The following is a 20733-nucleotide window of genomic DNA, read 5'->3' as shown; positions in this document are numbered from 1 at the left end:
CACACTAACGCTCCTGGTTGTAGGTGCTGTCAGAACCGAAGCCCTGACCGTTCGTTTCACTGCCTGCGCTACGACCCCGCTGGACCCCGCGGCGCAGGTTGCTGAGCCTGCCCCGGATGTCCTCGGGAGCGCGGGAGACCTGGGGGCCGCCCTGAGGGGTGCTCTCGGCGGTGCCCTCGACCAGGTTGGCCTTGGGCACCCGCCTCGGCAGACCGGAGGAGGTGACCCCGCCGGCCTTCGGCTTCTTCAGCGCCGAGGCCTGCTGCCACCGCTCGTCGTTCGCCGAGCGCCAGTCCACGGTCCCGGTGCTGCCGTTGGCGCTGCCGTTTCCGTTCGCGGTGCCGTTCGCCGTACCGAAGATGTTGGTCTTGCTCTCCGGGGCGGTGGCCGTCGACTCCTGGCGCGCGGACTGCGAACCGTTGGTGCCATTCGCGGCCGAACCGCGGCGCGGCAGCCCGGCGTCGGTCAGCGCGTGGACAGCCGAGGGGGCCGGTCCCGGACGGTCGAAGCCTACGTGATCCAGCTCACTCACGTCAGCGGCCTGCGAAGGTTCCGATTCCGGAGCGTACTGGTCCGGGTAGCCGTTGCGGTAACCGTCCTGCTGCGGCCAGTCATCCTGATAGGACGGCTCTTCGAAGCCCGGATAGGTCTCCGGGGCCGCGGCGTGCGCCGACGCGTGCTCCTCCTGCACCGGCTCCGCATACCCGGGCTCCGGGTAACCGCCGTTGGACGGGAAGGAGTCGGCGAAGGTGTCGTTCTGCGTCCCGTTGCCGTTCGGCGCGAAGTACTGCTCGTCGTACGCGGGCTGGAGCGGCTCGTCGTACGACGTCTGCTGCTGCTCCTCGTACGTCGGCTGCCCGTTGTACGCCGTCGGCTGCTCCTGGTACGCCTGCTGCCCGTTCTCGGCGTACGGCTGCTGCTGGGGCTCCTCGAACTCGGCGAACTCCTGGTAGGTGCCCGGCTCCAGGGCCTCCTGGCCCGGCTTCTGGGACTCCAGGGCCGCCCGGCGCTCCTCGCGCATCAGCGAACGGCCCACCGGGTCGAGCTCGCGGATGTCGTCCGGCACCTCGGGGTAGCGGGTGTCGTCGAAGCCGAGCTCGGCGGCCGTGCGGATCGGGGTCTGGTTGAAGTCCTCGCCCTGGTACTGCGGCTGCTCCGGCATGATCTGCGAGACGGTGAACTCGTCGCGCTGGAGCTGCTGTTCGCCGCCGCCACCGTGGGTGATCGCGTCGGGCAGCATGACCAGCGAGGTGGTGCCGGCCTGCTCGCCCGAGGGGCGGAGCTGGACGCGGATGCCGTGCCGGTCGGACAGCCGGCCGACCACGAACAGGCCCATGCGCTGGGAGATCGCGACGTCCACGGTCGGCGGGTTGGCCAGCTTGTGGTTGATGTCCGCGAAGTCCTCGGCGGTGAGGCCGATGCCCTTGTCGTGGATCTCGATCATGACGCGGCCGTCGGGGAGACGGGTCGCGGTGACGCGGACCTTGGTCTGCGGCGAGGAGAACGTGGTGGCGTTCTCCAGGAGCTCGGCCAGCAGGTGCACGAGGTCGGTCACGGCGCGGCCGTGGATCTCGGCCTCCGGAACGCCGGAGAGCTCGATGCGCTCGTACTGCTCCACCTCGGAGGAGGCGGCACGGAGCACGTCGACGAGCGGGACCGGCTGGTCCCAGCGGCGGCCGGGCTCCTCGCCGGCGAGAACGAGGAGGTTCTCGCCGTTGCGGCGCATACGGGTCGCGAGGTGGTCCAGGCGGAAGAGGTTCTCCAGCTGGTCCGGGTCGGCCTCGTTGTTCTCCAGGTCGGTGATCAGGGTCAGCTGGCCCTCGATCAGGGACTGGTTGCGGCGCGAGAGGTTGGTGAAGATCGCGTTGATGTTGCCGCGCAGGAGGGCCTGCTCGGCGGCCAGTCGCACGGCTTCCCGGTGGACCTGGTCGAAGGCTCTGGCGACTTCGCCGATCTCGTCCGTGGTGGTGATGGGGATCGGCTGGACGCGGGTGTCGACGCGGCCGGGGTCGGTGCGCGAGAGCTGGTCGACCAGCATCGGCAGGCGCTGCTCGGCGATGCCGAAGGCCGCGTTGCGCAGCTGGCGCATCGAGCGGCTCATCTGGCGGGCGACCGCGCCGGCGAGGATGAAGGCGAGGAGCAGGGCGACGACGACGGCGGCGCCGGTGATGATGGCGTCACGCTTGGCGTTGTTGGCGATGTCGGAGGCCTCGCTCACCGCGATGTCGGCCTTGTCCTCCTCGATCTTGCGGTACGCCTCGTACTTGAGGGTGGTGCCCGCCCACCAGTTCTGCGCGGTGATGCCCTGCGCCGCGAGGGCGGTGCGCGCCGAGGTGTCGGTGGTCTGCAGCTGCGACATGGCCGTGACGATCTTGACCGGGTCGCTGGGCGGCGGCACGTACGTCTTGTTGGCGGCCTTCGCCTGCGCGACGGCCTGCTTGACCATGGCCGCGCCGTCGGTCTGGACCTTCGCCAGCGCCGTGTTCAGCTTCGCGATGTCCGCGTCGGTACCACCGGCCTGGTACTCCTGGATGGCGATGCCCTCCAGGTAGGCGTACGAGGTGAGGGCGGTGCGCTGGGTGGCCAGGCTGTTCGCGTCCGGGCCGGGGTTCACCAGCAGGTGCGTGCCGATGGAGCGCTCCAGGGAGAGAGCGCCCTTGGCCAGTGCGATGGCGTAGACCGAGCGGCCGTAGCTGGTGATGTTGCCGGTGCCGAGGCCGAGTTCGTTGGAGAACTCCAGGAGCGGGTGCTCCAGGTTGACGTAGCTCTCCTCGGTCTGCACGCCCTTCATCTTGGAGGTGTAGGCGACGTTCCGGATCGACTGCAGCTGCGGCTCCACCTTGCGGAAGCGGCTGAGGCGCCGCTCCAGGCCCGGCTGGTCCGGCATGTTCTGCGCGGCCTTGTCGAAGACGTCGGCGGCGTCGTCGGTGGCCTTGCGGGCCGCCACAACCGTCGCGTCCTTCTGACCCTTGCCCTCCAGCAGCGGAGCGGCGGTCACGTCACGCTCGTTGGTGATCGCGTTGCTGTAGGTCAGTGCGGCCTGCACCACGCGGGCGGTCTTCTCCGCGTCCTCGGCGTTCTGCCAGGTGTCGATCGAGTTCTTCACCTGGAAGCCGCCCATGATGAGGCCGACGCCCACGGGTATGAGCAGGATCGCGTTCAGCCGGGTCGGCACCCGCCAGTTGCGGGGCGAGAAACGGCCCCCGCTGGGAGGGGGTGGTGCCGAAGGCTCCGAGCCTGGCACAGGGGCGGGCGCCGCTCCGCGCGGCGGCGGGGTGAAGTTGCCCCGGGCCGACGGCTCGGGACCGTTCTTGCTTCGCCTCACTCGACCAACAACCTTCCGGCGGTCGGCACCTATCCTCGTGCCGCAGTGTCTCAGGCCCGTCAACGAGCTCTGACTATCAGTACGTCGTTGACTATTGGGCAGTTCAGGCATTCCAGCACGTCAGCCTGCGCGATTCCAAACAGTCGGAACGGCGGATTCCACGTGATGTAAGCCCCACATAAAACGGTCATAAAGAGCGAGCCCCGCCAAAAGACGGGGCTTTGTTAGCGCAGTGGCACCGGATGACCGCGACGCGTTGCGATACCACCCGATTCCTCTGCCGAAACGTTATGAACACCGGGGCCGACCGTGTCAAAGGCCACAGCCGGCTCCGGGGTGTCTACGACAACTGCCGTACGGCGCTGCCGACTTGAGAACTGCATGTCGAGGCCCGCCAACAGCTACCGGAGCCGGGCCATCAGTGCGTGCTCGACCAGCGTGATCAGCGCACTCTTGGCGTCCGAGCGGTGCCGGGCGTCCGTCGTGATGATCGGCGCGTCCGGCCCGATCTGGAGGGCCTCGCGCACCTCCTCCGGGTTGTACGGCTGGTGGCCGTCGAAACCGTTGAGGGCTATGACGAAGGGCAGCCCGCTGTTCTCGAAGTAGTCGACCGCCGGGAAGCAGTCGGCGAGACGGCGGGTGTCCACCAGCACGACGGCGCCGATCGCGCCTCGTACCAGGTCGTCCCACATGAACCAGAAACGGTCCTGACCCGGCGTACCGAAGAGGTACAGGATCAGGTCCTGGTCCAGGGTGATACGGCCGAAGTCCATGGCCACCGTGGTGGTGGTCTTGTCCCCGGTGTGGGTGAGGTCGTCGATGCCCGCCGAAGCGGACGTCATGACGGCCTCCGTGCGCAGCGGGTTGATCTCGGAGACGGCACCCACGAACGTGGTCTTGCCGACGCCGAAGCCACCCGCCACCACGATCTTCGCGGAGGTGGTCGCCCGCCCTCCGTCAGAGCTTGCGAAGTCCACTGAGCACCCTTTCGAGCAGCGTCACGTCCGGAGCGCCGCCGTTGTTCTCGTCGCCGCCCGGCTGGTGGATGGCCACCAGTCCGGCCTCGGCGAGGTCCGCGACGAGGATCCGCGCCACACCGAGGGGCATGGCGAGGAGTGCCGACACCTCCGCGACCGACTTGACCTCACGGCACAGGTGGCAGATGCGCTGGTGCTCAGGGAGCAGTCCCATCAGCGCTGCCGGGTCGGCCGTGGTGCTGATCAGTGCCTCGATGGCGAGCTGATAGCGCGGCCGGGTCCGGCCGCCGGTCATCGCGTACGGACGTACCAGCGGCTGGTCGCCCTCGTCCCCGTACGGCTCGGCGTACGGATCATGAGAGGCGGTGGGCGGGGTCATGAATCCTCCGGGCGGGACAGCAAGTCGGTCGGGCTAGCCGTCTGACAGGGCCGGTGGGGGGATTGTGGCGGCCGGACGGTGATTTGGTGAGACGAGTGGTGCCGGGGCCGGTCAGTGAAGCAGACTGCCCTGGAGTTCGGCGCGCAGGTCCGGCGTGAGAACCGCCCCTGCACGGTCGACGAGCAGTGCCATCTCGTAGCCGACGAGGCCGATGTCGCACTCGGGGTGCGCGAGCACTGCCAGGGACGAGCCGTCCGAGACGGACATGAGGAAGAGAAACCCTCGCTCCATCTCCACGACTGTCTGTGCCACTTCGCCGCCCTCGAAGATCCGGGAGGCCCCGGCCGTCAGCGAGGTCAACCCGGATGCCACGGCCGCGAGCTGGTCGGCGCGGTCGCGCGGGAAGCCTTCCGACATGGCCAGAAGGAGTCCGTCGGCGGATACGACGACGGTGTGGGACACACCGGGGGTGTTGTCCACGAAGTTGGTTATCAACCAGTTGAGGTTCTGTGCCGCCTGGCTCATCTGGCTCAACTAACGCTCCTGCTGGTGAGTGGGGCTGGGGAAGCTGCCGGTCTGGCCGGTACCCGTACCGGCCTGGCGGCCCTGTGCGATGCCCCGACGGAGATTGGTCAGCCGGCCGCGTACGTCATCAGGCGCACGCGAGACCTGCGGACCGGTTTGGTGCTGTTGCTGCTGAGCCGTGCCCGGGACGAGGTTCGCCCTGGGCACCCGGCGCGGCAGGCCGGAGGTGGTGACGCCGCCCGCGGCCGGTTGCCGTACGCGCTCTGCCTGCCGAACGAGATCGTCGTTCGGCGAGCTGCGCCAGGCACCGCCCGTGGGACGCTGAGGGGGTGTGGCCGGAGCCTGCGATGCCTGCGGCTGCGGGGCGGGCGCGGAGCCGTTGCTCTGGCTCTGCGCTTCCGCCTGCTGGCCGTGGAACCAGTTGGTCTCCAGCGTGTCGTACAGCGGCGTCCTGCCGTCACCGGGACCCGTGGCAGGCGGCAACGCCTCGGGCTCCTGGCGGGTGGGACGCTGCGGGGCGGGCGGACGCGCGGCGCCGAAGTCGGCGCCGTTGCGGTTCCCGTTGACCTGCGGACGGTCGAACTGCCCGGTGTTCCCGGGGTTCTGACGGCCCGGCAGATTGTGCTGACCGGTGGACCCGTTGTCAAAACCGGGAGTCGCGAACTGGCCGGTGGAGCTGCCGTCGTAGGCCTGTGGGACGGCGAACTGTCCCGTGTTGGCCGGGTTCGACGGGTTGTTGGCCGGGCTGTTCGGAGAGCCGAAGACGTCCGAGCGGACGAACTGGCCGCCGTTCTGCTGCGAGTTGGAACCGGGACGCGGGGTGTCGAAGTCCTGCCTCGGGAACTGGCCGTTGGCCGGTGCTCCGTTGGCGCCCGGACGCGGCAACTGGCCCGTGTTCTGGGACCCGTTGAGGTTCGGCCGGGGGAAGGACCCCGTGTCCTGCGGTCCGCCCGCACCGGGGCGCGGGAAGGAGCCGGTGTCCTGCGGTCCGCTGGTGCCCGGGCGCGGGAACTGCCTGCTGTCCTGCGCGTCGAGGCGGGGGATCGCCGGCATCTCCTGCGTGCCGGGGCCCTGACGGTCGTCGATGCGCGGCATCCGGGAGGTCTGCTCGGCGTCCCGCTCGTCGTGACCGCGCGGGGTGTCGAGGTTGCCGCGGCCCAGCGGGGGCTGCGCGTTCTCGTCGCTCCAGCTGGGGCGCTGGTTGTTGCCGCCCGGCAGCTCGGCCCGCGCACCACCGCGCGGGGGGAGCTGCGGCTGACGCCCGCGGCGCCGGCCTCCGCCACGGGGCGGCTCGGGCTCGTTGTTCGCACGCTGCGGGGGAACCGCGCCGTTCTGCTGCTGCGGAGGAGTTGCGCCGAAGGCGTCCTGACGTCCGTCGCCGAAGCCCTGCGGGGTACCCGTACCGGTGGCCTGCAGCCCCTGCGGGGCACCGGGCGCCTGGCCGAAGAGACCGGCACCGGAGCCTGCGGCCGGACGGCCCTGCGGCGCCGAGGGACCCTGCGGTCCACGCGCGCCGCCGGGAGCACCCGGACCACCGGGACCACCCGGACGTCCACCGCCCGCACCGGGCAGCGCGGCCCGTGGGCCCTGACCGGAACCGACCTGGCCGCGCGGAGCGGCACCGGCACCGAGCAGTCCGCCGTTCCCCGGCGCACCCGCGCCGAGGGCGGAGCCGCCCTGACCGTTGCCCCGGCGGGCCGCACCGGCACCGGCCGCGGCGGCGGCCGCGCCGGCAGAGGCCTGGCCGGGAGCGGGCTTCTTGCCGCCCTGGGCGACATCGACGGGGAGCATGACCAGCGCGGTCGTACCACCGGAGTCGGAGGGGCGCAGCTGGATGCGGATGCCGTGACGCTGGGACAGCCGGCCGACCACGAACAGACCCATGCGGCGGGAGACCGAGACGTCCACGGTGGGCGGCGAGGCGAGCCGCTCGTTGATCGCCGCGAGGTCCTCGGGGGAGAGGCCGATACCGGTGTCGTGGATCTCGATCAGGACGCGGCCGTCGGGCAGCGCGTGACCGGTGACCTTGACCTTGGTCTGCGGCGAGGAGAACGAGGTCGCGTTCTCCAGCAGCTCTGCGAGCAGGTGCACGAGGTCGTTGACCACGCGGCCGGCCACTTCGGTGGTCGGCACGGAGGACAGCTCGATGCGCTCGTACTGCTCCACCTCGGAGGCGGCGGCGCGGAGCACGTCGACCAGCGGGACCGGGCGGGTCCAGCGGCGGCCGGGCTCTTCACCGGCGAGAACGAGAAGGTTCTCACCGTTACGGCGCATGCGGGTCGCGAGGTGGTCGAGCTTGAAGAGGGAGGACAGCTGGTCCGGGTCGGCCTCGCGGGACTCCAGTTCGGAGATGAGCGAGAGCTGACGCTGGATGAGGCCCTGGGAGCGGCGCGAGAGGTTGGTGAACATCGCGTTGACGTTGCCCCGCAGGAGGGCCTGCTCGGCGGCGAGGCGGACTGCCTCGCGGTGCACGTCGTCGAAGGCCGCGGCCACCTGGCCGATCTCGTCCCGGGAGTGCACACCGACCGACTCCACGGACGTGTCGACGTCCTGCGGGTCGGACTCGGAGAGCTGCTTGACCAGCTCGGGCAGCCGGTCCTGGGCGACCTTGTTGGCGGTCTCCTGGAGCCGGCGCAGCGAGCGGATCATGGAGCGGGCGATGACGAAGGCGCCGACGAGGGAGACGCCGAGCACGAGCAGGATCAGCGCACCGGAGATGATCGCCTCGCGCTCGGAGGCGGAGCGCAGCTCGCGGGCCTTCTGCTCCATGTCCTCGAGGAGCGTGTGCTCGATCTTCTTCATCTGCTCGATCTTGGTCGAGCTGTCGTCCACCCAGTCCTTGTAGGACCGCTTGTCCAGCGAGGCCAGGCCGTTCGTGTTGGCGAGGGCGCGCTCCGCGTACTTGTCCGCGGCGTCGATCGTGGCGTTGCCGTCCTCGATCGGCTGGATGAGGTCCTCGGCACCCTGGTCGCCGTAGATGTTGCGGAAGATCGCCAGGTCCGACTTCTCGCTCTCCAACGCGGAGTCGGCGTACAGCCGGTCGTTGTCGGAGAGCTTGCCGGTCGTCGTGTTGTTGTCGGGCAGGGCCGCCGCGATGACGGCGCGCTGCACGGATGCGAACTCCTTGGCCGAGGAGAAGGCGGCCAGGGCGCGCGTGCGCTGGATCATCTCCGGGTTGCTGGTCGCCTCGGCCATGTCCTGGGAGAGGTCGAGCAGCTGGGTGATCAGACGGTGGTAGGCGTCGACCGTCTGCGTCGAGTTGCCCTTCGACTGGTACGCCGTCTTGCGGATCTTGTCGAGGTTGTCCAACTCGGTGGCGAGACCGACCACGGTCTCGCGGACGCCCTGCAGGTTTCCGTTCCTGCTGGCGCTGTCCACCTCTTCCGAGGAGTTGATGAAGTTGTCGCGGGCGCGGTCGGTCTTCTCCTCGTAGCCCTTGACCTCGTAGTCGGTGGCCTTGCCGCCGTGCGACAGGGGACCGGCCGACTGGTCGCGCTCCTCCTGGAGCGCGGTGGCCAGCTCGGTGGCCTGCTTGGTCATGTCCGTCAGCAGCTTCATGTTGTCGAGCTGCTGGATGTCGGTCATGGAGTCGCTGATGCGCAGGGCGCCCAGCGAGGTGGCCGCGACCACGGGGAGCGCGAGCAGCGACACAAGGCGCGTCGAAATGCGCCAGTTGCGCAGTGCGACGCGTGAGCCGGGTCCTGGCGTACCGCTCGGCGGCTTCACCGGGGGCGCGGGGGTCGGGGCTGCGGACACACCGGGGCGCCCGGGGCCCCCGCCGTCGCCTGACGGTGCCGGGCCCGGGTTCTGGGCGTGCTGGGGCGAGGAGCTGCCGGTGTTGGGGCCAGCCCCGCCATGCGGCTCCGGCTCCGCCGGAGCACTGCCATCCCTCTTGAAACGTCCCTGCACTAGCGTCGCAACCTCTGGACCAGGCGTCCCCCGCGCGAACGGAAGGACGGTGTCGGCGTCTTGGGGAGCGCCCTGAACGCGCACCCCATGTGTGGTCGTGAGTGACCGGCGCTGCTCCCCCTTCCGCCGCCCTCGGCGCTGCGTTGCGCCCCCTGCGCGCCGGGCTGATTCTGCGGCGGTCCGTGGAATTCCAGCACAGTGCCGGATCTCCAACAAGGCCCGTAGGCCAGGCTGTGACCTGTGTGACACCCCGTGAGGACAGTGTCACGAGACGTAGAAAGCTATTCACTCCAAAGTGGGCAAATCCCCACCATCCCGCCGGGTATGGGATGTGCCCAAGTCGCCATGATCAGGAGCGGAATGGCAGCTTCAGGGGGGCAATGTCCGTTTCGTTGAGGTGAGTTGGCAGTCCGAATTGGTCGGTATGCCTACAGGGTGGTGAGCAAACTCACACGCGGATCATGGGCTCTTCGCGCGTTCGGCCGGGAATTGGATGTTTAGCCTGACGCTTTACACGAGGGCACAATCTGTCAACCACCCACCCAGGACAGACGAGGGTCGAGTACAACAGTGAAGACGACGATGATGTTCCGCAACATTGCCAACCCGCGACGCACGACGCTGGCGCACCTGTCGGACGCCGACGCGCTGCAGACGCCGGAGCAGCAGGAACACTCGCTCGACCTGCCGGCCCAGACCGCCAACCCGCGCCGCACGATCCTCACCGAGATCCCGGTCGGCGCCGCCGCGGAGTAATTGCGCGAAGAGGGCACCCCGCACCGCGTTAGCCTGGAGCGTCAGACTCCAGCCAGCTCAGTGAGGGGCGCCAGGATCCCGTGCGCATCGCCAGATTCTCCATCGACGGGAACGTCGCCTTCGGCGCGGTCGAGGGCGACAAGCCGGACGAACTCGTCCTCGACATCATCAAGGGCATCCCGTTCGCGGACTTCGAACTCTCCGGTACGAAGGTCCCGCTGAGCAAGGTCCGGCTGCTGCCGCCGGTGCTCCCGAACAAGGTCGTCGCCTACGGCCGAAACTACGCCGAGCACGCCCGGGAACTGGGCAACGAGGTGCCGGACGCCCCCTTCGCCTTCTTCAAGCCGTCCACCTCGGTGATCGGTTCCGGTGACGACATCCAGTACCCCTCCTTCACCGAGGACCTCCACCACGAGGCCGAACTGGCCGTGGTCATCGGCCGGATGTGCCGCGAGGTCCCGCGCGAGCGCGTCAAGGACGTCATCCTCGGCTACACCTGCGCCAACGACATCACAGCGCGCGACGTCCAGAAGCGCGAGAAGCAGTGGGCCCGTGCCAAGGGTTTCGACACCTCCTGCCCGCTCGGCCCCTGGGTGGAGACGGACCTCGACCCGAGCGACCTCACCATCCAGCTCACGGTCAACGGCCAGCAGCGACAGCTCGGCCGCACCAGCGAGATGATCCACTCGATCGAGGACCTGATCGTCAACATCACCGAGGCCATGACGCTGCTCCCCGGCGACGTGATCCTCACGGGCACCCCGGCAGGCGTCGGACCGCTCACCGTCGGCGACGAGGTCGCCGTCACCATCGAAGGCATCGGCACTCTCACCAACAAGGTTGTCAAGCGTGGCTAGCGCATCCGCCCCAGCAGTCCGTGTCCGTTTCTGTCCCTCGCCGACCGGCAACCCGCACGTGGGCCTGGTCCGCACCGCCCTGTTCAACTGGGCCTTCGCCAAGCACAACCAGGGCACGCTGGTCTTCCGTATCGAGGACACCGACGCGGCCCGCGACTCCGAGGAGTCCTACGGCCAACTCCTCGACGCGATGCGCTGGCTGGGCTTCGACTGGGACGAGGGCCCCGAGATCGGCGGCCCCCACGCGCCCTACCGGCAGTCCCAGCGCATGGACATCTACAAGGACGTCGCGAAGAGGCTCCAGGACGCAGGCCACGCCTACCACTGCTACTGCTCCACCGAGGAGCTGGACGCCCGCCGCGACGCCGCCCGCGCCGCCGGCAGGCCGTCCGGCTACGACGGCCACTGCCGCGACCTCACTGCCGAGCAGGTCGGAGCCTACAAGGCCGAGGGCCGCACGCCGATCGTCCGCTTCCGGATGCCCGACGAGACGATCACCTTCACCGACCTGGTCCGCGGCGAGCTGACGTTCACCCCGGAGAACGTCCCGGACTACGGGATCGTACGAGCCAACGGCGCCCCGCTGTACACGCTCGTCAACCCGGTCGACGACGCTCTGATGGAGATCACCCACGTCCTGCGCGGCGAGGACCTGCTCTCCTCGACGCCCCGTCAGATCGCCCTGTACAAGGCGCTGATCGACCTGGGCATCGCGAAGCAGATCCCCTCCTTCGGGCACCTGCCGTACGTGATGGGCGAGGGCAACAAGAAGCTCTCCAAGCGCGACCCCGAGTCCTCGCTCAACCTCTACCGCGAGCGCGGCTTCCTGCCCGAGGGACTGCTCAACTACCTTTCCCTGCTGGGCTGGTCGCTCGCGGCCGACCGGGACGTCTTCACGATGGACGAGATGGTCGCGGCCTTCGACATCGCGGACGTGAACCCGAACCCGGCCCGCTTCGACCTGAAGAAGTGCGAGGCGATCAACGCCGACCACATCCGGCTGCTCGACGTGAAGGACTTCACCGAGCGCTGCGCCCCGTGGCTGAAGGCCCCGTTCGCCCCCTGGGCGCCGGAGGACTTCGACGAGGCCAAGTGGCAGGCGGTCGCACCGCACGCGCAGACCCGCCTCAAGGTCCTCTCCGAGATCACGGACAACGTCGACTTCCTCTTCCTGGCCGAGCCGGTGGAGGACGAGGCGTCCTGGGCGAAGGCCATGAAGGAGGGCTCCGACGCGCTCCTCCGCACGGCCCGTGAGCGGCTGGAGTCGGCCGACTGGACCTCGCCCGAGTCCCTCAAGGAAGCCGTCCTGGCCGCAGGCGAGACCCACGGCCTCAAGCTCGGCAAGGCCCAGGCCCCGGTCCGCGTCGCCGTCACCGGCCGCACGATCGGCCTGCCGCTCTTCGAGTCCCTGGAGATCCTGGGCAAGGAGAAGACCCTCTCCAGGATCGACGCGGCCCTGGCGAGACTGACGGCCTGACCGAAGGGCACGACAGGGGCGGTATCCGGTGATCCGGCTACCGCCCCTCTTCGTCAAATCATCGTAGTGAAATGTTCACGCCATGATTAAGATCCTCCCAATCCGGCGGCACGGGGAAGCCGGTGTGTGCACGGGGAGGGGTCTGCATGCTCAAGAGGATTCTCACGGTCGTCGTGGCCGCCGTCGGCCTGGCGGTCGCCGCGACGGCGCCCGCGGCGGCCGTCGACAGCGGGTCCAGCAAGAACGCCTGCGGAGTGGTGTATTTCTACCCGGACGGCGACACCTTCAAGTTCCTGGACACCTGCTCCGACGGCCACGGTGTCCTCCTCTACTGGACGACGCCGACCACCGGGCAGCCGCACACGACCGACTCCGCCCAGTCCAAGGCGTACACCGGCGGCTACACCGGCTGGGACCTGGACAACGCCTATGTCTACGACAAGGACTTCACCGAGGGCGCCTGCTTCTACTACCGCGTCGGCCTCACCGAGAGCGGCGGTTACATCATCGGGTCCTACGGTTCCTGGACCCTGTCCTGCGCCTGACCGTTCGACCGTTGGCGACGTGGGGCCCCGGAGCGCTGACGCGCTCCGGGGCCCCACGTTATCGTCGGATCATGAGTATTCGGGCCGTGGTCTGGGACGTCGACGACACCCTGTTCGACTACACCGGTGCGGACCGCGCCGCCCTGTCCGCGCACCTGGCGGCCGAGGGACTGCTCGACGGGCACGCGAGCGTGGTGGACGCGCTGGAGCGCTGGCGGGTGGCCACCGAGGTCCACTGGGCGCGATTCGCGGCCGGCGAGGTCTCGTTCGAGGGTCAGCGGCTGGACCGGGTCCGGCACTTCCTGGACCAGGAACTGACCGACACCGAGGCCGACGACTGGTTCCGGCGCTACAAGACCCACTACGAGATCGCCTGGGCCCTCTTCCCGGACGTCCTGCCCGTCCTCGACACCCTCGCGGCCAGCCACCGGCACGCCGTCCTCTCCAACTCCAGCATCACCGTCCAGGACCGCAAACTGCGCGCCCTCGGGGTGCACGACCGCTTCGAGGTCATCCTGTGCGCGGCCGAACTGGGCGTCTCCAAGCCCGAGGCCGGCGCCTTCCTGGCGGCCTGCGAGGCGCTGGAACTGCCGCCGCACGAGGTGGCGTATGTCGGAGATCACCCGGAGATCGACTGGCGGGGTGCCGCGGACGCCGGTCTGCTCTCCGTCTGGATCGACCGCCACGGCGGGCACGCCTCGGTGGAGGCCCTGGCGGGGCGGCACCGGATCGGCTCCCTCGCCGAACTCCCCGCTCTGCTCGGCGCGGATACCCGTTTTGGAGCCCCGTCCACCTTCGGGTAATGTTCTTCCTGCGCCGCCGGAGAGCGGGCCGAAAGGCCGGGAACCGGAGGCGCAGACTAGAACGAGATCCCCGCAAGGGCTTGCGTTCCAGTGGCCTATGGTGTAATTGGCAGCACGACTGATTCTGGTTCAGTTAGTCTAGGTTCGAGTCCTGGTAGGCCAGCTCGCAGAGCTCATCTGCAACGCCCCCGTTGTGTAGCGGCCTAGCACGCTGCCCTCTCACGGCAGTAGCGCCGGTTCGAATCCGGTCGGGGGTACAGATCCTTCCCAGGAAGGTGGCCGGGTCGCACCCGCCGCCTCTCATGCAGGATCGCTAGGGCCCCCGTTGTGTAGCGGCCTAGCACGCTGCCCTCTCACGGCAGTAGCGCCGGTTCGAATCCGGTCGGGGGTACGCTTTTGCTTGACCCATATTGGTCTATGGTGTAATTGGCAACACTACGGTTTCTGGTACCGTCATTCTAGGTTCGAGTCCTGGTAGACCAGCTCTGATCTGCGGAAACGCAGAATCTAGGCCCCCGTTGTGTAGCGGCCTAGCACGCCGCCCTCTCAAGGCGGTAGCGCCGGTTCGAATCCGGTCGGGGGTACGTACGTTGAAGGCCTTCCACTTCGGTGGAGGGCCTTTCTCGCGTTCCGCTCACTCGAAGCCGTACCGGCGCGCCGACTCCTCCTCCTGCGCCAGCCGGTGCAACGCCTGGAGCACCGGCTCGACGAAGATCGCGCCCGCGACCGCCGTCTCCACCTTCTCGGCCTCCGAGGGATACGTCTCCACGAAGTCCAGGTCGAGGACGGCCGCCTCATGCATCAACTTGGCGTAGTTCACGACGAGTTCGGGAGGCCAGTCGTACCCGAGCCGGCGAAGTGCGGCCACCGCCACCACCAGTGAGCGGTAGGACGGCGAAATGGTCACCAGGGCCTGGGAGTTGGACCAGCCCAGCGTCTGCAGGAGCTTGTCCACCTCGCGGTGCGCGGCCTGGACGTACTCGTCCTCCGCGTCCGGTTCGGGCACCTGCGGCAAGGCCCAAAGTGCCGCGCCCAGCCGGATCGTACGGCCGAGGGAGTCGTCGTCGACATGGCCGAGCACCTCGCGGACCGTGGCCACCGGGAGCCGGCCGACCTGGATCATCGCGCGCACCAGCCGCAGTCGGCGCAGATGCTCCTCGTCGTACTCGGCGGTGGTCGCGTTGACCTGGCGGCCGGGGCTCAACAGGCCTTCGCGCAGGTAGTACTTGATCGTCGCGATGGACACACCGCTGCGCTCGCTCAACTCGGCCAGCCGCATGTCTTGCGTCCTTCCTCGGGTACCGGCACTATCCAAGCACGGGTCATCGGATAGTGCCGGTACCCAACTAGGGGGCGTCATGTTCGCGAAGGCTGTCAACGGCCGTACCACCGCTGCCGCCGAGGGCGAGGTGGTGGTGCTGCTCATCGGCATGCGTATCAACCGCTTCTGGGCCGTGCACCACTGGGTGCCGGTGTTGCTCGCGATGCCGCGCATGCTGCGGGAGTTGGGGAGGGACCGCAGCCGCGGACTGCTCGGGCACGTGCTGCTGACGGCGTCCCCGCGGACGTACTACGTCGTCCAGTACTGGGAGTCCAAGGAGAAGCTCTACAAGTACGCGAGTTCGCCCGACATGCTCCATCACAAGGCGTGGGCGATCATCAACCGCAAGGAGAAGGCGGGGAAGGTGCGCGGGCACGTCGGGCTGTGGCACGAGAGCTATGTGGTGCCCGAGGGCTCGTACGAGGCGATCTACGCCGACATGCCGGCCTTCGGACTCGCGGCGGCGCACGGACAGGTGCCGGTGGAGCGGCGGGGGCGGCGGGCGAAGGACCGGTTCGCGTATCGGTCGGGGAGCGTGACGTCCGAGTAGGTCCGGACATGACGGAGGGCCTGCCGCGGCGTTGAGGCAGGCCCTTCTGAGATGTTCCGGGGGATCAGCCGGTGCGGCGCAGGGCCTCGGAGAGGCGGGCGGCGGCGTCGATGACCGCCTGGGCGTGCATACGGCCCGGGTGGCGCGTCAGGCGCTCGATGGGGCCGGAGACGGACACTGCGGCCACCACGCGGTTCGAGGGGCCGCGCACGGGCGCGGAGACGGACGCGACGCCCGGCTCGCGCTCGCCGATGGACTGGGCCCAGCCGCGGCGCCGTACGCCCGAGAGGGCCGTGGCCGTGAAGCGGGCGCCCTGGAGGCCGCGGTGCAGGCGCTCCGGCTCCTCCCAGGCCATCAGGATCTGGGCCGAGGAACCGGCTTTCATGGTGAGGGTCGAGCCGACCGGGACCGTGTCGCGCAGGCCCGAGAGGCGCTCGGCCGCGGCGACGCAGATGCGCATGTCGCCCTGGCGGCGGTAGAGCTGCGCGCTCTCGCCCGTGATGTCCCGCAGGTGCGTGAGCACCGGGCCCGCCGTGGCGAGCAGCCGGTCCTCGCCGGCGGCCGCGGCCAGCTCGGCGAGCCGGGGGCCGAGAATGAAACGGCCCTGCATGTCGCGCGCCACCATGCGGTGGTGTTCCAAGGCCACGGCCAGCCGGTGTGCCGTGGGTCGTGCCAGCCCGGTCGCCGCGACCAGACCCGCGAGGGTGGCCGGACCGGACTCCAGGGCGCCCAGGACAAGGGCTGCCTTGTCCAGGACGCCGACGCCGCTACTGTTGTCCATGAAACGATACTCGCGTCTCACTCTGTGAAACGCAAGTTCCTTTTTTCGTGAGACGCGCAACTCTTGTAGACACAGCGGCCCGCGTACCAAACGGGCCAGGCGGCGGCTGCCCGTGAACCAGGGGTGCGAGCGCCGTCTCCTCAAGATCTCTAGTTGGGCCGGCGCTGTTTCGCCGGCCGGAGGGAAAGCGATGGGTAGGACACTCGCGGAGAAGGTCTGGGACGACCATGTCGTCCGGCGCGCCGAGGGCGAGCCCGACCTCCTCTTCATCGATCTGCACCTGCTGCACGAGGTGACCAGCCCGCAGGCCTTCGACGGTCTCCGCCAGGCCGGGCGTCCCGTGCGGCGCCTCGACCTCACCATCGCCACCGAGGATCACAACACCCCGACCCTCGACATCGACAAGCCCATCGCGGACCCGGTCTCCCGGGCCCAGCTGGAGACACTGCGCAAGAACTGCGCCGACTTCGGCGTGCGCCTGCACTCCCTGGGCGATGTGGAGCAGGGTGTCGTCCACGTCGTGGGACCGCAGCTGGGTCTGACCCAGCCCGGTACGACGGTCGTGTGCGGTGACTCCCACACCTCCACCCACGGTGCCTTCGGCGCGCTGGCGTTCGGTATCGGCACCTCCCAGGTGGAGCACGTGCTGGCGACCCAGACGCTGCCGCTGGCCCGCCCGAAGACCATGGCCATCACCGTCGACGGCGAACTGCCCGACGGCGTCACCGCCAAGGACCTGATCCTCGCCATCATCGCGAAGATCGGTACCGGCGGCGGCCAGGGCTACATCCTCGAATACCGCGGCTCCGCCATCGAGAAGCTCTCGATGGAGGCCCGCATGACCATCTGCAACATGTCGATCGAGGCCGGCGCCCGCGCGGGCATGATCGCCCCCGACGAGACCACCTTCCAGTACATCAAGGGCCGCGCCCACGCCCCCGAGGGCGAGGACTGGGACGCCGCCGTCGCGTACTGGAAGACCCTGAAGACCGACGACGACGCCGAATTCGACGCCGAGGTCGTCATCGACGGTCCCTCGCTGGCGCCGTTCGTCACCTGGGGCACCAACCCCGGTCAGGGCGCGCCGCTTTCGGCGTCCGTCCCCGACCCGGCTTCGTACGAAGACGCTTCGGAGCGCCTCGCCGCCGAAAAGGCCCTGGAATACATGGGGTTGGAGGCCGGCCAGCCGCTGCGCGACATCAAGGTGGACACCGTCTTCGTAGGTTCGTGCACCAACGGACGTATCGAGGACCTGCGTGCCGCCGCCGCGATCGTCGAGGGCCGCAAAGTCGCCGACGGCGTACGGATGCTGGTCGTCCCGGGCTCCGCGCGCGTAGGTCTCCAGGCCGTCTCCGAGGGCCTGGACATCGTCTTCAAGGAGGCCGGCGCCGAATGGCGGCACGCGGGCTGCTCGATGTGTCTGGGCATGAACCCGGACCAACTGGCGCCCGGTGAGCGCTCCGCGTCCACCTCCAACCGCAACTTCGAAGGCAGGCAGGGCAAGGGCGGCCGTACGCACCTGGTCTCGCCGCAGGTCGCCGCCGCGACCGCCGTGCTGGGCCATCTGGCCTCGCCCGCCGATCTGTCCGACGCCCCTGTGCCCGCTGGAGTCTGAGAGTCATGGAAGCATTCACCACGCACACCGGCCGGGCCGTCCCGCTGCGCCGCAGCAACGTGGACACCGACCAGATCATCCCCGCCCACTGGCTCAAGAAGGTGACCAGGGACGGCTTCGAGGACGGGCTCTTCGAGGCCTGGCGCAAGGACGAGAACTTCATCCTCAATCGTCCCGAGCGCAAGGGCGCGACGGTCCTGGTGGCAGGCCCCGACTTCGGCACCGGCTCCTCCCGCGAGCACGCCGTGTGGGCGCTGCAGAACTACGGCTTCAAGGCCGTCATCTCCTCCCGCTTCGCCGACATCTTCCGCGGAAACTCGCTGAAGAACGGCCTGCTCACGGTCGTTCTGGAGCAGAAGACCGTGGACGCGCTGCAGGAACTCACCGAGAAGGACCCCCAGGCCGAGATCACGGTCGACCTGGAGGCCCGCGAGGTGCGCGCCGAAGGCATCACCGCCGCCTTCGAACTCGACGAGAACGCCCGCTGGCGCCTGCTGAACGGACTGGACGACATCTCCATCACCCTCCAGAACGAGGGCGACATCTCCGCGTACGAGGCCAAGCGCCCCTCGTACAAGCCGCGGACGGTCCAGGTCTGACCCCAACCCCCGCACCAGGTCGAGATCCGGCCACCGCGACACCCTCTGTACCCCCGATCGCCACGATTGGGGGTACAGCCATGTCTGCACCCGAACGGCCCCGCGCGCCTCCAACGCTTCTGCCAACTTCCCATGTTAGACAGGGTGTTGACTGGGTAGGCGCAGCTTTGAGCCAAGGCTGCCGCCGGGCTCCGTCAGGCCGTTCGAGGCGCCAGTTGCGACCCCCGCAGGCGACAACTCGCCCCAGATGGCACAATCTGTGCATGGAACGCGACGGCCAACTCGAGCTCTATGCGGCAGTCGCGGACCAACTCAAGGAAGCGCACACAAGAGTGCGCGCACTGCAAGTCCCGGAGGGCGTACGGATGGCGCTGGCCCGGAAGCTGCTGGTCATTACGGCCGCGGCCAAGCACGATCTCGCCGACGCGACAAGGCGACTGGACCGGTTCACGGCAGACCTCGACGCGGGTCGATTCCCCGAAGAGGAACGCTGAACAAGTCCAGGACAGTCGAGTTCGTTGCGGCGCACGGGTGATTAGCCCGTTTCGTGTTTGATTTGCGGTATATATCTGCCTAACGTGCGGAAAAGCCTGAACACTTTCGTTCCGGCAATGTCTCCGAAGGGGAAGACGTGAACAAGGCGCAGCTCGTAGAAGCGATTGCCGACAAGGTCGGTGGCCGTCAGCAGGCCGCCGAGGCGGTCGACGCGGTACTGGACGCCATCGTCCGTGCCGTCGTCAGTGGGGACCGGGTCTCGGTCACCGGTTTCGGTTCGTTCGAGAAGGTCGACCGTCCGGCCCGTTACGCCCGCAACCCCCAGACGGGCGAGCGGGTTCGGGTCAAGAAGACCTCCGTTCCGCGCTTCCGCGCGGGCCAGGGCTTCAAGGACCTGGTGAGCGGCTCGAAGAAGCTCCCGCGCGGTGGCGAGGTCGCCGTCAAGAAGGCGCCCAAGGGCAGCCTGAGCGGCACCGCTTCGGCGACGGTCAAGAAGGCCGCGGCCAAGAAGACCACCGCCAAGAGGGCGACGGCCACCGCGAAGAAGACCGTGGCGAAGAAGACGGCGGCCAAGACGGCCACCGCCAAGAAGACCACGGCCAAGAAGACGACCGCCAAGAAGACCACGGCGACCGCCAAGAAGACGGCGGCCAAGAAGGCCACCGGCACCGCCAAGAAGGCTGCGGCCAAGAAGGCCCCGGCCAAGAAGGCCACCGCCAAGAAGGCGCCCGCCAAGAAGTCGACGGCGCGCAAGACCACCGCCAAGAAGGCCACCGCCACCCGCTAGTCGGCGGAACGCACGGCACTCACGCGCCGGGCCGGACTCCCGTTGGGAGTCCGGCCCGCGGCGTGTTCACGGCCCGTGCACGGGCGTTCAGAAGGTTTGCAGCGTCACCAGTGTGACCCTGGGCCGGTCCTTCGGCCCCTCGGTCTCGATCCGCACCCGCTGTCCCGGCCGCAGCAGCCGCAGCCCGCCCGCGTCGAACGCGGCGGCGTCAAAGGGCACCGGGGTGCCGTCGTCGAGCAGCACACTGCCGGTACGGGTATCGGCGTCGTAGGTGTAAGCGGTCGCCTGCATGGCCGCAGCCTACTGCCCGCCCGCGGCCCCCGGCCGACCCGGAATCAGCAGCCCCGCAGCCGCTGCCGCCGTGCGCGGCCCCACGCCCAGGGCCAGCGCCGCCCGCAGGTCCTCGCCGGTGTCCACGTCCTGCCGTACGGAATCCACCGCGTCCAGGGAGAGTTCGGCCGCACCTGAGGCGCGATGACGGGCGCGGGAATCGGTGCCGAATGCCGGGCGCAATTCGCGGCCCTCTCGCGCCGTGAGCAAGGTGGTGCCGATTGCGGCGGCGTCCGGGAGAAAAGCGCGCGGGAATTCCGCCGCCGCGTCCAGGACCCGGGCCAATTCCGTCGGGCGCAGGGCCGGCAGATCGGCGTTCAGGGCCGCCACCGCGCTTTCGGGGCGGGAAACCCGCACGACCGTCGCCGCGTGCCGCAGCGCGGCGTTCAGACCGTCTCCCGGCTCGTCCGCGACGATACGGGCGCCCAGCGCGGCCAGTTCGCGGCCGGCCAGGGCGTCGCCCGTGACGACCGCCACATCGCGGACCGCCGGGCAGGCCAGCACGGCCGCCACGGTGTCCTGCGCGAAGGCGAGGGCGAGTCCCGGCCGCAGCCCGTCGCCGGCCGCGTCCGAGAGCCTGGTCTTGGCTCGCGCCAGAGACTTCAGGGGTATGACCAAGGTCCACTGCACGCGGGTTCCGTCCCTCTCTTGTCGCGGCCATTGTCACCCGGGCCCCCTGGCGTTGTCGGTGGCGGGGCGTAC

19 protein-coding genes and 5 tRNA genes are annotated in these 20733 nt (G+C 69.2%); 15 read left to right on the top strand and 9 right to left on the bottom strand.

Annotated features, from left to right (window positions below):
• Window positions 1-4: 4 nt before the first annotated feature.
• The 5 genes from AB0I51_RS10730 to AB0I51_RS10710 all read right to left on the bottom strand — a co-directional run bounded on the left by AB0I51_RS10730 (window position 5) and on the right by AB0I51_RS10710 (window position 9115).
• Entirely contained in the window at window positions 5-3325 is a 3321-nt protein-coding gene (locus AB0I51_RS10730) for a nitrate- and nitrite sensing domain-containing protein (protein WP_362973475.1), read from the bottom strand.
• A gap of 401 nt (window positions 3326-3726) precedes the next feature.
• Window positions 3727-4302, bottom strand: a complete 576-nt coding sequence (locus tag AB0I51_RS10725; RefSeq protein ID WP_006375318.1) for an ATP/GTP-binding protein — start codon at window positions 4300-4302, stop codon at window positions 3727-3729.
• Entirely contained in the window at window positions 4283-4681 is a 399-nt protein-coding gene (locus tag AB0I51_RS10720) for a DUF742 domain-containing protein (protein ID WP_019058642.1), read from the bottom strand. Before AB0I51_RS10720 ends, AB0I51_RS10725 begins: the two co-directional genes overlap by 20 nt.
• A gap of 111 nt (window positions 4682-4792) precedes the next feature.
• Window positions 4793-5206, bottom strand: coding sequence for a roadblock/LC7 domain-containing protein (locus AB0I51_RS10715; protein ID WP_030851929.1), 414 nt, complete (start codon window positions 5204-5206; stop codon window positions 4793-4795).
• Between the two features lie 9 nt (window positions 5207-5215).
• Entirely contained in the window at window positions 5216-9115 is a 3900-nt protein-coding gene (locus AB0I51_RS10710) for a nitrate- and nitrite sensing domain-containing protein (protein ID WP_362973473.1), read from the bottom strand.
• A gap of 570 nt (window positions 9116-9685) precedes the next feature.
• Here AB0I51_RS10710 and AB0I51_RS10705 point away from each other — a divergent pair.
• The 10 genes from AB0I51_RS10705 (at window position 9686) to AB0I51_RS10660 (ending at window position 14137) form a co-directional block, all read left to right on the top strand.
• Window positions 9686-9871, top strand: coding sequence for a hypothetical protein (locus AB0I51_RS10705; protein WP_019068714.1), 186 nt, complete (start codon window positions 9686-9688; stop codon window positions 9869-9871).
• Between the two features lie 80 nt (window positions 9872-9951).
• The gene (locus AB0I51_RS10700) at window positions 9952-10728 is read left to right on the top strand and encodes a fumarylacetoacetate hydrolase family protein (RefSeq protein WP_019068715.1); all 777 of its coding nucleotides are present in this window, start codon (window positions 9952-9954) and stop codon (window positions 10726-10728) included.
• Window positions 10721-12205 carry a glutamate--tRNA ligase gene (gene gltX / locus AB0I51_RS10695; RefSeq protein WP_362973470.1) on the top strand — a complete coding sequence of 495 codons (1485 nt, stop codon included), beginning with the start codon at window positions 10721-10723 and terminating at the stop codon, window positions 12203-12205. Before AB0I51_RS10700 ends, gltX begins: the two co-directional genes overlap by 8 nt.
• A 146-nt stretch (window positions 12206-12351) precedes the next feature.
• Window positions 12352-12750, top strand: coding sequence for a hypothetical protein (locus AB0I51_RS10690; RefSeq protein WP_362973468.1), 399 nt, complete (start codon window positions 12352-12354; stop codon window positions 12748-12750).
• Window positions 12751-12821: 71 nt separating this feature from the next.
• Entirely contained in the window at window positions 12822-13553 is a 732-nt protein-coding gene (locus AB0I51_RS10685) for an HAD family hydrolase (protein WP_362973466.1), read from the top strand.
• Window positions 13554-13644: 91 nt separating this feature from the next.
• Window positions 13645-13716, top strand: a tRNA-Gln gene (locus tag AB0I51_RS10680).
• A gap of 21 nt (window positions 13717-13737) precedes the next feature.
• Window positions 13738-13810: transfer RNA gene (locus AB0I51_RS10675), tRNA-Glu, on the top strand.
• 61 nt (window positions 13811-13871) lie between these two features.
• Window positions 13872-13944: transfer RNA gene (locus tag AB0I51_RS10670), tRNA-Glu, on the top strand.
• 20 nt (window positions 13945-13964) lie between these two features.
• Window positions 13965-14036 (top strand) — tRNA-Gln (locus AB0I51_RS10665).
• Between the two features lie 28 nt (window positions 14037-14064).
• A tRNA-Glu gene (locus AB0I51_RS10660) sits at window positions 14065-14137 on the top strand.
• A 50-nt stretch (window positions 14138-14187) separates the two neighbouring features.
• Here the strand turns inward: AB0I51_RS10660 and AB0I51_RS10655 are convergent.
• On the bottom strand, window positions 14188-14832 hold the full coding sequence (locus AB0I51_RS10655; protein WP_362973464.1) for a MerR family transcriptional regulator: 645 nt from the start codon (window positions 14830-14832) through the stop codon (window positions 14188-14190).
• 79 nt (window positions 14833-14911) lie between these two features.
• Between AB0I51_RS10655 and AB0I51_RS10650 the strand changes: the two genes are divergently transcribed.
• Window positions 14912-15424, top strand: coding sequence for a DUF4188 domain-containing protein (locus AB0I51_RS10650; RefSeq protein ID WP_362973462.1), 513 nt, complete (start codon window positions 14912-14914; stop codon window positions 15422-15424).
• Window positions 15425-15488: 64 nt separating this feature from the next.
• Here AB0I51_RS10650 and ndgR read toward each other — a convergent pair whose 3' ends face one another.
• Window positions 15489-16205 carry an IclR family transcriptional regulator NdgR gene (gene ndgR, locus AB0I51_RS10645; protein ID WP_019068721.1) on the bottom strand — a complete coding sequence of 239 codons (717 nt, stop codon included), beginning with the start codon at window positions 16203-16205 and terminating at the stop codon, window positions 15489-15491.
• 190 nt (window positions 16206-16395) lie between these two features.
• Between ndgR and leuC the strand changes: the two genes are divergently transcribed.
• The 4 genes from leuC to AB0I51_RS10625 all read left to right on the top strand — a co-directional run bounded on the left by leuC (window position 16396) and on the right by AB0I51_RS10625 (window position 19701).
• Window positions 16396-17820 (top strand): 3-isopropylmalate dehydratase large subunit, encoded by a 1425-nt coding sequence (gene leuC / locus AB0I51_RS10640; RefSeq protein ID WP_362973460.1) that lies wholly within the window; start codon window positions 16396-16398, stop codon window positions 17818-17820.
• 5 nt (window positions 17821-17825) lie between these two features.
• Window positions 17826-18419, top strand: coding sequence for a 3-isopropylmalate dehydratase small subunit (gene leuD, locus AB0I51_RS10635; protein WP_362973458.1), 594 nt, complete (start codon window positions 17826-17828; stop codon window positions 18417-18419).
• A gap of 263 nt (window positions 18420-18682) precedes the next feature.
• The gene (locus tag AB0I51_RS10630) at window positions 18683-18913 is read left to right on the top strand and encodes a hypothetical protein (protein ID WP_362973456.1); all 231 of its coding nucleotides are present in this window, start codon (window positions 18683-18685) and stop codon (window positions 18911-18913) included.
• Window positions 18914-19050: 137 nt separating this feature from the next.
• Window positions 19051-19701, top strand: a complete 651-nt coding sequence (locus AB0I51_RS10625; RefSeq protein ID WP_362973454.1) for an HU family DNA-binding protein — start codon at window positions 19051-19053, stop codon at window positions 19699-19701.
• A gap of 87 nt (window positions 19702-19788) precedes the next feature.
• Here the strand turns inward: AB0I51_RS10625 and AB0I51_RS10620 are convergent, their stop codons facing one another.
• A complete protein-coding gene (locus tag AB0I51_RS10620; RefSeq protein WP_362973452.1) occupies window positions 19789-19992 on the bottom strand; it encodes a hypothetical protein in 204 nt (67 codons plus the stop codon).
• A gap of 9 nt (window positions 19993-20001) precedes the next feature.
• Complete coding sequence (cofC, locus tag AB0I51_RS10615) at window positions 20002-20661, bottom strand: 2-phospho-L-lactate guanylyltransferase (RefSeq protein WP_362973450.1); 660 nt, start codon at window positions 20659-20661, stop codon at window positions 20002-20004.
• Between the last annotated feature and the right edge of the window lie 72 nt (window positions 20662-20733).

The organism is Streptomyces sp. NPDC050549 (genome assembly GCF_040655035.1).
Taxonomy (GTDB): domain Bacteria; phylum Actinomycetota; class Actinomycetes; order Streptomycetales; family Streptomycetaceae; genus Streptomyces.
Note: the sequence above shows the minus strand (reverse complement) of the source record. Positions and strands in the feature narration are given on the sequence as shown.

Excerpts from the sequence above, each read along its gene's own strand:
- AB0I51_RS10720 (WP_019058642.1), bottom strand. The coding sequence starts at position 4,681 with ATGACCCCGCCCACCGCCTCTCATGATCCGTACGCCGAGCCGTACGGG.
- AB0I51_RS10715 (WP_030851929.1), bottom strand. The coding sequence starts at position 5,206 with ATGAGCCAGGCGGCACAGAACCTCAACTGGTTGATAACCAACTTCGTG.
- AB0I51_RS10690 (WP_362973468.1), top strand. The coding sequence starts at position 12,352 with ATGCTCAAGAGGATTCTCACGGTCGTCGTGGCCGCCGTCGGCCTGGCG.
- AB0I51_RS10685 (WP_362973466.1), top strand. The coding sequence starts at position 12,822 with ATGAGTATTCGGGCCGTGGTCTGGGACGTCGACGACACCCTGTTCGAC.
- AB0I51_RS10655 (WP_362973464.1), bottom strand. The coding sequence starts at position 14,832 with ATGCGGCTGGCCGAGTTGAGCGAGCGCAGCGGTGTGTCCATCGCGACG.
- AB0I51_RS10650 (WP_362973462.1), top strand. The coding sequence starts at position 14,912 with ATGTTCGCGAAGGCTGTCAACGGCCGTACCACCGCTGCCGCCGAGGGC.
- ndgR (WP_019068721.1), bottom strand. The coding sequence starts at position 16,205 with ATGGACAACAGTAGCGGCGTCGGCGTCCTGGACAAGGCAGCCCTTGTC.
- leuC (WP_362973460.1), top strand. The coding sequence starts at position 16,396 with ATGGGTAGGACACTCGCGGAGAAGGTCTGGGACGACCATGTCGTCCGG.
- leuD (WP_362973458.1), top strand. The coding sequence starts at position 17,826 with ATGGAAGCATTCACCACGCACACCGGCCGGGCCGTCCCGCTGCGCCGC.
- AB0I51_RS10630 (WP_362973456.1), top strand. The coding sequence starts at position 18,683 with ATGGAACGCGACGGCCAACTCGAGCTCTATGCGGCAGTCGCGGACCAA.
- AB0I51_RS10620 (WP_362973452.1), bottom strand. The coding sequence starts at position 19,992 with ATGCAGGCGACCGCTTACACCTACGACGCCGATACCCGTACCGGCAGT.